Source organism: Planctomycetia bacterium (genome assembly GCA_015200345.1).
GTDB lineage: Bacteria > Planctomycetota > Phycisphaerae > UBA1845 > UTPLA1 > PLA3.
The window spans coordinates 1,393,975-1,406,892 of sequence record CP054187.1 but is presented as its reverse complement, the minus strand read 5'-3'; the positions used below and the strand labels follow the sequence as shown (position 1 = coordinate 1,406,892).

Annotated in this window: 12 protein-coding genes; 7 read left to right on the top strand and 5 right to left on the bottom strand. The window is 63.3% G+C overall.

Translation table 11 applies throughout. The annotated features are described in order from the left end of the window. Positions 1–109: 109 nt before the first annotated feature. Positions 110–1,153 (bottom strand): class I SAM-dependent rRNA methyltransferase, encoded by a 1,044-nt coding sequence (locus HRU71_05870; GenBank protein QOJ03042.1) that lies wholly within the window; start codon positions 1,151–1,153, stop codon positions 110–112. A gap of 243 nt (positions 1,154–1,396) precedes the next feature. Between HRU71_05870 and HRU71_05865 the strand changes: the two genes are divergently transcribed. Next, positions 1,397–2,026: an HNH endonuclease gene (locus HRU71_05865; GenBank protein QOJ03041.1), complete on the top strand. Its 630-nt coding sequence runs from the start codon at positions 1,397–1,399 to the stop codon at positions 2,024–2,026. Positions 2,027–2,126: 100 nt separating this feature from the next. Next, positions 2,127–2,879, top strand: a complete 753-nt coding sequence (locus HRU71_05860; GenBank protein ID QOJ03040.1) for a PEP-CTERM sorting domain-containing protein — start codon at positions 2,127–2,129, stop codon at positions 2,877–2,879. Here HRU71_05860 and HRU71_05855 read toward each other — a convergent pair. Next, on the bottom strand, positions 2,876–3,679 hold the full coding sequence (locus HRU71_05855; protein QOJ03039.1) for a carboxypeptidase regulatory-like domain-containing protein: 804 nt from the start codon (positions 3,677–3,679) through the stop codon (positions 2,876–2,878). The genes HRU71_05860 and HRU71_05855 overlap by 4 nt on opposite strands. 214 nt (positions 3,680–3,893) lie before the next feature. Here HRU71_05855 and HRU71_05850 point away from each other — a divergent pair, with 214 nt between their 5' ends. The 4 genes from HRU71_05850 to HRU71_05835 all read left to right on the top strand — a co-directional run bounded on the left by HRU71_05850 (position 3,894) and on the right by HRU71_05835 (position 7,557). After that, a complete protein-coding gene (locus tag HRU71_05850; protein ID QOJ03038.1) occupies positions 3,894–4,355 on the top strand; it encodes a hypothetical protein in 462 nt (153 codons plus the stop codon). Then, positions 4,348–4,902 carry a hypothetical protein gene (locus HRU71_05845; GenBank protein QOJ03037.1) on the top strand — a complete coding sequence of 185 codons (555 nt, stop codon included), beginning with the start codon at positions 4,348–4,350 and terminating at the stop codon, positions 4,900–4,902. The genes HRU71_05850 and HRU71_05845 overlap by 8 nt, the downstream gene beginning before the upstream one ends. Before the next feature lie 36 nt (positions 4,903–4,938). Then, positions 4,939–5,781, top strand: a complete 843-nt coding sequence (locus HRU71_05840) for a YceI family protein (protein ID QOJ03036.1) — start codon at positions 4,939–4,941, stop codon at positions 5,779–5,781. Between the two features lie 189 nt (positions 5,782–5,970). Next, positions 5,971–7,557, top strand: a complete 1,587-nt coding sequence (locus HRU71_05835) for an aldehyde dehydrogenase family protein (GenBank protein ID QOJ03035.1) — start codon at positions 5,971–5,973, stop codon at positions 7,555–7,557. 115 nt (positions 7,558–7,672) lie between these two features. On the opposite strand, the gene icd is transcribed toward HRU71_05835, so the two are convergent. After that, positions 7,673–9,169 (bottom strand): isocitrate dehydrogenase (NADP(+)), encoded by a 1,497-nt coding sequence (gene icd, locus HRU71_05830; protein QOJ03034.1) that lies wholly within the window; start codon positions 9,167–9,169, stop codon positions 7,673–7,675. A gap of 228 nt (positions 9,170–9,397) precedes the next feature. Continuing rightward, the gene (locus tag HRU71_05825) at positions 9,398–10,366 is read right to left on the bottom strand and encodes a hypothetical protein (protein ID QOJ03033.1); all 969 of its coding nucleotides are present in this window, start codon (positions 10,364–10,366) and stop codon (positions 9,398–9,400) included. Between the two features lie 158 nt (positions 10,367–10,524). Here HRU71_05825 and HRU71_05820 point away from each other — a divergent pair, with 158 nt between their 5' ends. Continuing rightward, entirely contained in the window at positions 10,525–11,394 is an 870-nt protein-coding gene (locus tag HRU71_05820; GenBank protein ID QOJ03032.1) for an acyltransferase, read from the top strand. 264 nt (positions 11,395–11,658) lie between these two features. On the opposite strand, the gene HRU71_05815 is transcribed toward HRU71_05820, so the two are convergent. Next, positions 11,659–12,837 (bottom strand): alpha/beta fold hydrolase, encoded by a 1,179-nt coding sequence (locus tag HRU71_05815; protein QOJ03031.1) that lies wholly within the window; start codon positions 12,835–12,837, stop codon positions 11,659–11,661. Between the last annotated feature and the right edge of the window lie 81 nt (positions 12,838–12,918).

Genomic DNA, 12,918 nt, shown 5'->3' with positions numbered 1-12,918 from the left:
CTCGTGAGTTTGGAAGTCGAACCGAACAACCAAACCGATCCGTCAGGAGGCGAGCCGGTGAAATCGTTCGGCGCCTTGGTTCATCGAGGCGCCGCGCCGCGACACAGTGCTAATCAATGCGTACGAGAATCGACTTGGAATAATCCGCGTCGCCGGCGAAGTCGGCGGGCAGCGCGGGGCGTTTGAGGATCTTCACGCGGCGGGGCGGGCGGGGGGCGTCGCGTGCTTCGGCGGCGGCGTGCAGTTGAGCTTCGATGCGTTTCATTGACATTTGTCGGTAATTGGTGGCGAAGAACAGATGCCCGCCGGGGGCCAACAGGCTGATTGCGCCCGCGAGCAGCCGATGAAGATCGGCATCCAGCTCGAAAACACGCGCCGGTCGGCGGGTGCGGGAGAACGTCGGCGGGTCCAGCACGATCAGGTCGTACGCCAGGCCCTGCCGGGCGGCGCGGGCGAAGAAGTCAAACGTATCCGATGCATAGAATCGGGTTATCAGACCGGCCTCCGATTCGGGGGCTGCCGCTTCACTGGTTGCGCGCGTTTCGATCCCGTTGAGCGCGAAATTGTCGCGCCCCCATTCGAGGTAGCGGCGCGAGAGGTCCACGTTGGCGACGAGGCTCGCTCCGCCGCACGCGGCTGCGACGCCGAAGCCGCAGGTGTAGGCGAACAGGTTCAACACGCGCCGGCCCGCCGCCAGTTCGCGGATCAATCGTCGATTGTCGCGATGCTCGAGGAAAAGCCCGACGGAGAAGCCGTCATAGGGGCGGATAAGAAATCGCAGGCCGTGCTCTTCGATGGTGATTTCGGGCGGCACAGGTTGCCCGATCCACGGTGTCGCATCGCGATGGCGGGCGTCGATGTCGGTTCCGGCGGCGGCCCGGTCCTTCACGAATCGCTTGAGATAAACCCCCGTCGTACCAAGGGCATCGTGAGCTGCCTGGGCAAAGGTTTGCACTCGTCCGGGTGAGACATCGGCCCGCCCCTCGTGCCATTGGACGATGAGCACGGGACCGAAGCGCTCCATGACGACGCCGTCCAGCCCGTCGGGCGCTCCGTTAAGAATTCGATAAGCGGTGGTTGCGCCGGATTCAATGAGCGACTTGCGGCGTGCGAGCGCGGCGTTGAAGAGGCGGGCATCGACCGGGGAGATCATGTGTGCATGATAGCTTGTGCGGCAGGTTGACCGAACCGCCGGACGATGGGTCGCGGGATCGGACAGCGAGCGGGGCGCGGCGCATTTACCGGACGCTTGCGATGGGCCGTACGGAGTCGTAAGATTAGGTGGTAGCAACGGCTAGGGAGCGCTGACGGCGCGGGCGAACGCGTGAGGCGCCGCGGCTGGGGAGCAACACCCACGAGATCGGGTTCCCGATAAGCGCCGGGATGGAAGTGCAGCGTGAACGCTCAAGCGACAGGGACAACGTGCAACGTCCTGGTGCTGAACCGGCACTACTTGGCGATTCGCGTCGTGAACGTGAAGCGGGCGTTCAGCCTGCTTTGTCGCGAGCTGGCGGAGGTGGTGCACCTCGAGAGCGGTCAGTACCTTTCATACGATTTTTCCGAGTGGTGCGAGTTAAGCTCGCTGGCGCGGGAGTTCGAGCCGGATGCGCACGACTGGATTCGCACGGTGCGGCTGCACATCGCCGTGCCGCGGATCATTCGGCTGGCGGTGTATGACCGGCTGCCGCGTCAGGCGGTGAAGTTCAACCGGCGGAACATCTACGCGCGCGATGGCAACAGTTGTCAATATTGCGGCAAACGATTCCCGACGACGGAGCTGTCGCTGGATCACGTCGTGCCCAAGAGCCTCGGCGGCAAGACGACGTGGGAAAACATCGTCTGCGCCTGCTTGAAATGCAACATCCGCAAGGGCGGTCGAACCCCCGAGCAGGCCGGCATGCACCTGACGACCGTTCCGAAGAAGCCCAAGCGCAACCCGGTGCTGACGGTGAAGCTGTCGGACGGGCGGTACTCGAGCTGGAAGGCCTTTCTGGACAACGCCTACTGGTCGGTCGAGCTGAAGTAGCGGCGGCGGTTTATTCAATCATCAGCAGGTTTATGGACCGTGAAACCGGGCGATTTGCCGGCGCGCGTGTATAATAACGAGGGCGCACGGGAACCCGGCCATGTCAAACCAAACGGAGGGTGAATTCGTCCTCACGATGAAATTGGCGTGTGCGCTTTCCATTGCGGCGTGCGGCATGGCTCGCGGTGATGAGATCGTTTTCGACAATTTCAATTCGCTGGGCGGCAACTGCTATTTCTGCACCGGGCCGAACTCGCAGGACGGGTACGCGTTCCCGTTTGATTCCGGTGTGGCCGATGATTTCATTCTCATGCCGAGTGCGGATCCGTCGGGGAAATGGAAACTCACGGAGCTGTCGTGGTCCGGCGCGTTTCCCCTCGGCGGCGGCCAACCCGCGCCGGTGGGGCTGTTCAACATCATCATCTGGCCGCAGGATGCGAACGCGACGAAACCGGCCGGCAGCACGCCGTTGGGCGGGCCGGACTACACCAAGGCAATTTACTATTTCGAGGACGTGCCGACGGTGTCGGTTCAGAATGAGAACGGCGAGCGTTTCTGGGATTACTCCGCCCAGTTTCCGGCCGGCGTGATGCTCGATCCGGATGTTCCCTACTGGCTGGAAGTGCAGGCGGTTATCGGTTTTCTGCCGTACTGGACCTGGCAGCCGGTCATCGGCGGACAGGGCGGCATCCCGCATCTGGGCGACACGCTGCTGGGCGTTCCGTTCTGGGAGCCAAACGGCTCGGTCCTTGATATGTCGTTCACGCTGTATGGCGAAGCCGCGCCGGAGCCGGGCACGGCGATGCTGCTGCTCGCGGGCGCGGGCGGTTCGCTTCTGCGTCGTCGCCGCTAGGGGTCCATCAGGGGGCCGGGAATACTCGACAGACGTGTATACGTGACCGGCACGCCGGCCAACATTCCCTGCAACGACAGAAAGTCCGCCGCCAGCGCGGCGTTTTCGAATCCCACCGGATACCCCAGCGTCGTCGTCACGAAGTTGACTGTGTTCAGGGTGCGCGTCGGTTCGTTGGCGGTTGCCAGCACGATCGACTGCCCCGGTGCGCCGCGGATCGGCCGGTTGTTGTACGCCACGTAAAAGTTTCCGTCACCGGCGATGGTTCGATCGAACAGGATCGCGCCGATCACCTGCCCGTTGCTGCCGAATCGGATGATGGTGCGTCCGTAGGCGTTGACGGATTCCCACGCGCCGGCCAGAACGGCGACCGTGTTATCGAGTTGCAGTGGAATGGTGATGTTCTGCGTGACGGGGTGGCACCCGTCGGCGGCGGCGACGACGGTGACGGTCTGGTTGGCGGTCAGATACCCTGGTGCAGACACTTGTATTGTAAAAGTGCCGAGCGTGTCGAGCGCGAGGACCAGACCGTTGCACGTTCCGTTGGCACAAACGCCGGAGAACGGCCCGACGTTATTGACGCGAAAGGAAACCGTCGCGGTCGGCAGAACCTGCCCCGCGCCGTTGGTGACCTTGAGGACGACGGAAGGGACCGGGTCGCCGGGGCATTCGCCGGTCGGAGGGAACGGGAAGCCGCCGCACTGTCCGCCGGACATGCCGAGGGCCGGCAGGAGCATGGCGATTAACGCGTACGTGGAACGAAATCGGCCGGAGCGAATGCGGAAAGTTCGGATCATCATGGAAGCAATCAGGTGATTCATCTGGGCGAGGGAATGTCCAATTGTAGCCGGGTCGTGATCGTATGTCGCGGCCAAGTGCAGCGCGTGCATATTCGGACGGAGGTTCCCGATTCCGGTGCCGGGTCGGTGGGCAAGCTTGAAATCCGCCGAGGCCGATTCGGCCGCGGGCCGGTTCGGCGCTGGAGCGTGCTCATTCTGCCAAGGGGAATCAACTATGAAACAGCATGGATTGTGCAAAGGATTGTTCGCCGCGCTGGGTGCGATGTCGGGTTGCGCGGGTGGTTGCGGCTATGCATTCAATCAGCACGCGCAGATGATGGACGCGATGCGCGGCGTGATGAAAGACGCGGCCTCGCGTCTTGGGGAGTCGGGCAACGGGCAGATTGCAGCGGGTGGGCACGTGGTTAACCCCGGGATTCGCGTGAGCGGCGGCGTGGAGTATTTCGCAGTCGCGCGCTACGAGGGCGTCGGCGGTCAGGTGCAGGCGTCGATGGCGGGGTCGCTCGATCGGCGGGTGTCGCCGGAGGTTCAGGCGGCGGCCGATGCGATCTGGCGAGATGCGTCGGCGTCGGCGGAGCGAAAGCTGGAGCTGCTGCGTGCGTTGATTCAGGGCCGTGAAATGATACAAGAATCTTCATGCAAGCCATCCGGCGCGCGGGAGTCGCTCGATGAGTGATCGCCGCGCGGTTCGGAAGGCGGCCTTTCGTGCGGGGGTTCTGATCGCGGCCTGCCAGCCGGCGGTGGGATGCGTTCACCCCGCCGCGGTGGCCGGCGGCGAAGCGGATGCCAGCATCTCGGCACTACGAATGGAGCTGAAGGGCGTCAGCGCGGCGCTGGTGCAGATGCGAACCGATCTGAAGGCCGGGCGAGACATTCAGACCAACGATCCGTGGACGCTGCGGCTGCTTGGCGCGGGGTTGTTGCTGCTGGGCTTGAGTTATCCCGTGGGGAAGCTGGTCTGGACGAAGCTGGGCGGCGATCGACTACGGCGTGGCGGGACGGACTCCTGGCCGCTGGCGAGACCACGCTCGGGAGGGGGTTCGCCCGCAGCGCTCGACCGTGACGGCGTCGACCTGGTGCCCGCGCCGTCGGCGCGCGCCGGCTCGTCCAGAGCCGAAAGCGACGGGATGCGAGGCGAAACCGGCTTTGTGGCCGGGTGCCGAGCGGGTATCATGGAGCGTCTCGAACGGAGTGTCCCGAATGAGCGGTGCGTCGGCCGCTGACGGGTCGATTGTTCAGCCTGCCGGGAGTGGTGCATTATGATACGAAAGTCGATTGTATATTTTTCAGCGGCGTTCCTGTTGGCGGCGTTTGGGGTGGAGTTGCTGAAGGCCTATGAGCCGCCGGTCGCCACGGGTCGGAAGATCAAGGCGAAGGCGTCAGAAGAAGAGGGGGGCGAGGGCGCGGCGGCCGGTCCGACGGAGAAGGGCGAGAAGAAATCCGCATCGGCGACGGGCTTGAACAAAGGCCCGAATGAGAAGACGCGGTATGAGTTTGATTCGGAGTCGGCGCGGAATCAGATTTCGTTCACGTCCAAAGCGCCCGGTGAGACGATCAAGGGGACGGCGAAGAAGATCGAGGGGTGGCTGGAACTGAACCCGCGGAACGTGGCGGAGGGGGCGACGGGGGAGTTCAAGGTGCCGTGGAGCGAGGTATCGACGGGCAACAAGATGCGCGATGAACACATGCGAGCCGATCCGTGGGTCAACGCGGGAACGTATCCGGAGATTGTCTTCAAGGTCACCGGCGTCGAGGAAAGCAATCTTCAAAAGAAGAACACGAAGCCGACGTTGTTCAAGACCAAGCTGGTCGGCACGATGTCGTTGAACGGTCGTGACGTGGAAATGACCATTCCGGTCACGCTTTCCTATGTTTCCAAATCGGCGAAGACGAAGGAGGCATTGGGCATCAAAGGCACCTTCAAGGTGCCGCTGAAAGAGTTCGGCATCGAAGGCAAGCCCGGCGCGGTGGGCAGCAAGGTGGCGGCGGAGCCGGAGGTCAAGGTGTCCGTGGTGCTGGTGCGCGCCGGGGGCGAGGAGCCGGCGGATGCTCCCAAGGCGGCGCCGAAAGGCAAACCGAAGCCGAGGCCGAAAGGAATCTGATCAGCGGTAGAAAGGCGCGCGACCGCGGCAGTCAGACGATCAGTTCGATCGCGCTGGCTGGCGGGTATCCGGAAAGCGCGGACGTGCGAAGCGATTCCCGCGAACCGTCGTGAACGGCTCGTCGCGCGAGCTTTCTCCGCGTCGTCGAGGTTCTCCAATCCCGGAAATAAGAAGAACGAAGGTAATCGCATGCAAGAGATTCTCAAGCGGTTGGGCATCGAGTCGGTCAATCCCGGCGGGTTCTGCGGGAGGTGGCTCGGCAGCGACGCGAAGCTGGAAAGCGCGTCGCCGATCGACGGCAAGGTGATCGGTGCGGTGTCGCAGGTCAATTCGGCCGAGTACGAACAGATCATGGAGGCGGCGGCCAGGGCGTTTGAGTCGTGGCGGGTGACGCCGGCGCCGGTGCGCGGGGAGGTCGTGCGGCAGTTGGGCAATGCGTTGCGCGAGCACAAGCGCGATCTGGGCGCGCTGGTGACGCTGGAGATGGGGAAGATTCGCGCCGAGGGCGAGGGCGAAGTGCAGGAGATGATCGACATCTGCGATTTTGCCTGCGGGTTGTCGCGCCAGTTGTATGGATTGAGCATGCACAGCGAGCGGCCGGGGCATCGGATGTATGAGCAGTGGCATCCGCTGGGGATTGTGGGGGTGATCAGCGCGTTTAATTTTCCTGTGGCGGTGTGGGCGTGGAACTCGGCGTTGTCGGCGGTCTGTGGCAACGCGACGTTGTGGAAGCCGAGCAGCAAGACGCCGCTGACGGCCGTGGCGGTGACGAAGATCGCCGAGCGTGTCTGCCGTGCGAACAAGGTCGATCCGGCGATATTCAGCCTCGTGATCGGCAGGGGATCGACGATCGGCGAGCAGTTGATCAACGACCGGCGGATACCGCTGATCTCGGCAACGGGATCGTGCCGGATGGGCTATCGCATCGGGGAGGTCGTCGGCAAGCGGCTGGGGCGGACGATTCTGGAGCTGGGCGGTAACAATGCCATTATTGTAACACCCGAGGCCGATCTTGATCTGGCGTTGCGGGCGATCGTGTTCGGCGCGGTCGGCACGGCCGGTCAGCGTTGCACCAGCACGAGGCGGCTGATCGTGCACGAAAGCGTGCGGAAGGAGCTGACGGATCGGCTGGTCGCGGCGTACAAGCAGGTGAAGATCGGCAATCCGCTGTCCGAGGGGACGCTGATGGGGCCGTTGATCGATGCGGGCGCAGTGACGGACATGCAGAACGCGTTGAAGCGGCTGAAGGAAGAGGGTGGCGAGATCCTGTGCGGCGGACAGGTGTTGACGGGCGCGGACTACCCCGGCGGGTGCTACGTGTCGCCGTGCATCGCCAACGCGAAGAACGAGTTCAAGATCGTTCAGGAGGAAACCTTCGCGCCGATTCTGTACATCATCGGATACGGCAAGGCGGGCGCGGCGGAAGCGGCGCCGCGCGGGCTGAAGCCCGCTGCTCGCTGCGGTCTGGATGATCTTGATGAAGCCATTCGTCTGCATAACAACGTGCCGCAGGGGTTGAGCAGTGCGATTTTCACGCGCAACCTGCTGGAGGCCGAGCGGTTCCTGTCGGCCGTGGGAAGCGATTGCGGGATCGCGAACGTGAACATCGGCACGAGCGGTGCGGAGATCGGCGGGGCCTTCGGTGGGGAGAAGGAGACCGGCGGCGGCCGCGAGAGCGGCTCGGACAGTTGGAAGGCGTACATGCGGCGGCAGACGAATACGATCAATTACACGACGGAGCTGCCGCTGGCGCAGGGGATTAAGTTTGGGGAGTGAGCCGGACTCTGCCTGAACCGCATTGCTGCAACGCGATCGAGATAGTCAGCCGACGCAAACTGTTTCTCAAACGGTTAAGCCGCAAATAGCGTCGCCGTTCATAGCAGCTACTCTTCTACATGTGCCTAATCACCGCATCGGCGAACTCGCTGCACTTCAACTCCTTCGCGGTGTCGTCGCCTTCGGCCTTCATGAGCCGGTGGAAGTCGTAGGTCACGGTTTTGGCCGAGATCGCGCCGTCCATTCCCTTGATGATTAAATCGGCCGCTTCGGTCCAGCCGAGGTAGCGCAGCATCATCTCGCCGGAGAGGATGACGCTGCCGGGGTTGACCTTGTCGAGGCCGGCGTATTTGGGGGCGGTGCCGTGGGTGGCTTCGAAGACGGCGTGGCCGGTGAGGTAGTTGATGTTTCCGCCGGGAGCGATGCCGATGCCGCCGACCTGTGCGGCGAGGGCGTCGGAGAGGTAATCGCCGTTGAGGTTGAGCGTAGCGACAACATCGAAATCGCGCGGGCGGGTGAGCACCTGTTGCAGGACGATGTCGGCGATGGCGTCCTTGATGAGCAGCATCTTCTTCCACTTGCCGTCGCCGTGGGTGGGCCAGAGCTTCAGCGCGGCTTCGACTTCGGCGACGATCTTCTGCTGCTTGTCGGCGTCCATCATGTCGTAACCTGGGTCGATCAGCTTTGCGTTGGCCTGGGGCGTGAGGTCGGGGTTGGCTTCCTTGTTGCCGAGGATCCATGACTCGCGCTCGGTGACGATCTGCCCGCGATAGAACTGCGTGGCGACCTGGTAACCCCAGTCGCGGAAGCCGCCCTCGGTGAACTTCATGATGTTGCCCTTGTGGACGAGCGTGACGGATTTTCGGCCGAACTTGAGGGCGTAGCCGATGGCGGAGTGGACCAGGCGCTCGGTGCCGAGGTAGCTGACGGGCTTGATGCCGAGTCCGACGAAGACGCCGCCGCCGGGTCCGCCGGTGATGTCGCGTTTGGGCGCGCCGATGGATTCGAGCAGTTGTTGCCATTCGACGGCCTTGGCCGCGGTGCCGAAGCGAATTTTTTCGTGGTCCTTGGGGAACTCGGCGGCGAGGAAGTCGAGGAGTTTCTTCGCCTCGGGCGAGCCGGCGGCGTACTCGATGCCGGCGTAGATGTCCTCGGTGTTCTCGCGGAAGATGACCATGTCGCAGTCGCCGGGTCGCTTGACGGGGCTGGGGACGCCCTTGAACCAGCGGACGGGTCTTAGGCAAACGTACAGATCGAGCATCTGGCGCAGCGCGACGTTCAGCGAGCGGATGCCGCCGCCGACCGGCGTCGTGAGGGGGCCTTTGATGCCGACGAGGTAGGTTCGGAAGGCGTCGACGGTTTCGTCGGGCAGCCAGGCTTTTTTGTCGCCGAGGGTTTTGCGGAACAGGTTGAAGGCTTTCTCGCCGGCGAAGACTTCCTTCCAGGCGATCTTGCGTTTGCCGTCGTAGGCCTTGGCGACGGCTGCGTCGAGTACGCGGACGGAAGCGCGCCAGATGTCCGGCCCGGTGCCGTCGCCCTCGATGAAGGGGATGATCGGTTCATCGGGCACGTTGAGGCGTCCGCCGGACATGGTGATGGCTTGCGCGGTCATGGTGAGGCTCCGTGGTGATGGCGGTTGTTCGATGTCGGCGCTGGCGGCGCGAAAAAAGAGCGGCCGCGAAAAGGGGGGATGGTAGTTGAGGGCGCGCGAACGTGCAAACGCGGGCAGACCTGTGGATGCCGGCGCAAAGAATGAAAGGGCGCCGCCGGTCGAGGCCGTCCAAACAGGCCGTCCACCGTATTGGCTGCCAGCTTGCTAACAGTCAATCCGCAGATTGGCTCAATGCAGTCGTGCCAGGTCGGCCTCGGCGGCGATGTGGCCGAAGGCCGGCCAATAGGGGCCTTCGACGACGCGTCGGAAGATCGCGCGGGCTTTTTCCGTGTCGCCGTTGTAGAGGTACCAGTTGCCGACGCCGTAGCCCTGGGTCGCGATGTCGAGCGGGCGGGCGTCGCGCTCGCTCAACAGATCGTCAGGCTTCAATTCGCCCTTGTACATGAGCACGCGGCGCAGGTAGGCGTGGTTCTCGATGATGATCATCTTCGCGTGGATCGGCGCGATCACGGCGGCGGCTTCGGCGGTGCGGCCCAGCCGGCGCAGGGTCATGTATTCCCAATCGGCGAGTGCCACTGTATTGTCATCGAATCCGCGGCCGAAGCCTTTCGCCCGTCGCCAGCCGGCCAATGCCCCCTCAAAGTCTCCCTTGAGGTACCGCGCCAGGGCGAGGTGGTACCACACGTTGAAGCCGGTCGTGGTCAGCGGGATGTTTTGTTCGTTGGGCATGCCGTCCGGTTCGACGGCGTCGGCGCGGCCGTCGATGAGCTTCGCGGCGGCCTCCAGATCGGCGATGGCGTCATCAAAGCGGCGGATGGCGATATAGCGATGGCCCCGGTGTCGCAGGAAACGGGCGTCGTCCGGCCAGCGGCGGGCGCCTTCGGTGAAGACGGCGATGGCGTCGTTCATGCGCCAGAGGTAACCGAGCCGACGGCCGATCCAGATTCGGCCGTCGGGGTTGTCGGGCTGTTGTGCGGCGAAGGCTTCAGCGTCGGCGAGATCGCCGAGGAGGTTGTCCAAGTTGCCGGGTGGCGTTGCGAAGAGCGGCTTGCCGAGGAGGGAAGTGCACTCCGGGGTGGTGGGGTGCTGCCAGCGGCTGGCAGCGGTTGCCGCGGTGCCGGGATGTTTGGGCTGCGAGCAGGATGGTGGGGCGAGGCAGATGAGGGAAAGGCCGATGGCGAGGCGAGAGGTGGTCATGATAGGTGGGATTGTCGGCGAAAAGCGGCGTGGTGTTAAGGTGGCGATGCAGGAGCGATTGGGCAGGGAGCGGTCGAACGATTGAGCGTCATTCGGTTTCGCGGTTTGCGATTGGGCGGCATAATGGGGTGAACCAACCTATCAGCAGGAGCACGCACATGCCACGCATTGTACGAGGCGGATTGATTCAGGCGACGTTGTCCGAGCCGGGAACCAGCCCGATTGAGAAGATCAAGAAGTCGATGATCGACAAGCACGTCGGGTTGATCGAAAGCGCCGCCAAGCAGGGGGCGCAGGTCGTCTGCTTGCAGGAATTGTTTTACGGGCCGTATTTCTGCTGCGATCAGGACACGAAGTGGTACAGCCTCGTGGAGAAGATTCCCGACGGGCCGACCGTGAAGCTGATGTGCGATCTGGCAAAGCGGCTGAAGATCGTGCTGGTGGTGCCGATGTACGAGGAAGACCTGCCCGGCGTGTATTACAACTCGGCCGCCGTGATCGACGCTGACGGAAAGTACCTCGGCAAATATCGCAAGATGCATATTCCGCACGTCGCGCCGGGATTCTGGGAGAAGTTCTTCTTCCGGCCGGGCAATCTGGGCTACCCGGTGTTTGATACGGCCGTCGGCAAGGTGGGCGTCTACATTTGCTACGATCGTCATTTTCCGGAGGGGGCGCGGTGTCTGGGATTGAACGGTGCGGAGATAGTTTTTAATCCGTCGGCGACGGTGGCGGGGTTGAGCGAGTATTTGTGGAAGCTGGAGCAGCCGGCCCACGCGGTGGCGAATCAGTATTTTGTCGGGGCGATCAATCGGCCTGGCGTGGAAGAGCCGTGGCGGATCGGCGAGTTCTACGGGCAGAGTTATTTCTGCGACCCGCGCGGGCAGATGCTGGCGATGGGCAAGCGCGTGGAGGATGACGTGGTGGTGGCGGATTTGAATCTGGACATGATCCGCGAGGTGCGGAACACGTGGCAGTTTTTCCGCGACCGCCGGCCGGAGAGCTATGGGGAGATTGTGCGGTTGTAGGGGTGCTACGATTAGTTTCTCATGTCAACAGCCAATGAGGACCGGTGATAAGCGACAGTGAAATGTTTCACTCAAAGTGAGACAGTTTGCCTTTCGGAATTAAGGATGGTCTGGGCTGTCGGGCAGGGCAGCAGGCGTTGGCGTGTAGCGGTTGAGCAGAGAAGACGATTCCGGGCGCGTTCAACGGCTTACCCTCACCCCGGCCCTCTCCCTGGAAGGGAGAGGGAATCGTTGAGACTGTGGCTTTGTCGCGGGCCTCCGCCGTCAGTTTTGAGATTTGCTTGCGACTTCGATCGTCCCGTTAGCGTTGGAGGCGGGAACGCGCGACTCGCCATCGCTTCGGTCAGGCGCCGAGCGCGTGTCACCATCCCGCGCCGAGCGTGCCATGCGAGCGAAGCGATCCGGGTGGTACATGTTGTGCGGCTCGGCCTTGCGCCAGAGGTACTGATCGAAGAACTCCACCGTGCGGCGTGCGTACTCGGCCGGTGCCATGTCCACCGATTGGTTGTGCTTCGCTCCGGGAACGATCCACAGGTACTTGGGCTGTGGGGCGAGGGCATAAAGCATGCGCGACTGCTCGACGGGGATGTAGCTGTCGCGTTGGCCGTGGACGAAGAGGAGCGGTCGGGGCGGCATGCGTTTGAGGGCCTTTTTGACCGACGGGTAGGTGCAGCCGAACTTGAATCGGCAGGTGACAAAGAGGCACCAACGCAGGAACCGCCAGAACTCGGGCGGGTGGTTTTCATAGACGAACTTCACTTTGGCGAAGATCTTGGCCCAGCGTTTCATGAGGTGTTCGAGCGTATGGTCGGAGGAGAAGGCCCCGTCGACGACGATGGCCTTCACGACGGGGTTCTGGGCCGCGACGAGGATCGACGTGCACGCGCCGCGTGAAATGCCGAAAAGACCGATCTCGAGGGGGTAGCCCATTTTCTCCAGCCATTGTTCGGCGAAACTGATGACGCCGGTCATGTCGGAGATCTCGCGGTCGCTGGCCCATTGGCGCGGGTTGTAGCCATCCTCTTTCGCACTTTCTCCGTGTCCGCGGAAGTCGAAGGAGAACACATCGTAACCGGCCTCGATCAGCGGGCGGCAGTACCGTGCGCAACTGTTGCGGTCGCTCATGAACTCCGGCGCGAAGATGATGAGGCCGCGGCGCGGGACACCGGGCGGGGGGTGCATGAAGACGCCGCGCAGGCGGATGCCGTCGGCGGCGAAGACGTCGCGCTCCTCGCCGGGGATGCGGTCGAAGCAGAGCTGCGGCACCGAGAGCGGCGGCACCGTGTCCTTCATGATGTTGAGGCTGATGCGGACGTACTTGGCGAGAACCAGCGCCGGCACGATGACCAGGAGGAGCAACGTAAGCAAAATGGAGAACAGCGCCCAGTTGTGGGAGATGGCTGTCCAGATTCCGCCAAGCATGAGGGGCGAGGTTGGGAGCATGGTTGTCGGTGCGGCGCAGTGTATCGGGGTCACAGCCGAGGGCAAGCAGGCTGCTATTGGGTTGCCGGGTGGGCGTGAAAC

Coding starts and splice junctions, on each gene's coding strand:
- HRU71_05835 (QOJ03035.1), top strand. CDS start 5,971: ATGCAAGAGATTCTCAAGCGGTTGGGCATCGAGTCGGTCAATCCCGGC.
- HRU71_05815 (QOJ03031.1), bottom strand. CDS start 12,837: ATGCTCCCAACCTCGCCCCTCATGCTTGGCGGAATCTGGACAGCCATC.
- HRU71_05855 (QOJ03039.1), bottom strand. CDS start 3,679: ATGATGATCCGAACTTTCCGCATTCGCTCCGGCCGATTTCGTTCCACG.
- HRU71_05870 (QOJ03042.1), bottom strand. CDS start 1,153: ATGATCTCCCCGGTCGATGCCCGCCTCTTCAACGCCGCGCTCGCACGC.
- HRU71_05820 (QOJ03032.1), top strand. CDS start 10,525: ATGCCACGCATTGTACGAGGCGGATTGATTCAGGCGACGTTGTCCGAG.
- HRU71_05840 (QOJ03036.1), top strand. CDS start 4,939: ATGATACGAAAGTCGATTGTATATTTTTCAGCGGCGTTCCTGTTGGCG.
- icd (QOJ03034.1), bottom strand. CDS start 9,169: ATGACCGCGCAAGCCATCACCATGTCCGGCGGACGCCTCAACGTGCCC.
- HRU71_05845 (QOJ03037.1), top strand. CDS start 4,348: ATGAGTGATCGCCGCGCGGTTCGGAAGGCGGCCTTTCGTGCGGGGGTT.
- HRU71_05860 (QOJ03040.1), top strand. CDS start 2,127: ATGTCAAACCAAACGGAGGGTGAATTCGTCCTCACGATGAAATTGGCG.
- HRU71_05825 (QOJ03033.1), bottom strand. CDS start 10,366: ATGACCACCTCTCGCCTCGCCATCGGCCTTTCCCTCATCTGCCTCGCC.
- HRU71_05850 (QOJ03038.1), top strand. CDS start 3,894: ATGAAACAGCATGGATTGTGCAAAGGATTGTTCGCCGCGCTGGGTGCG.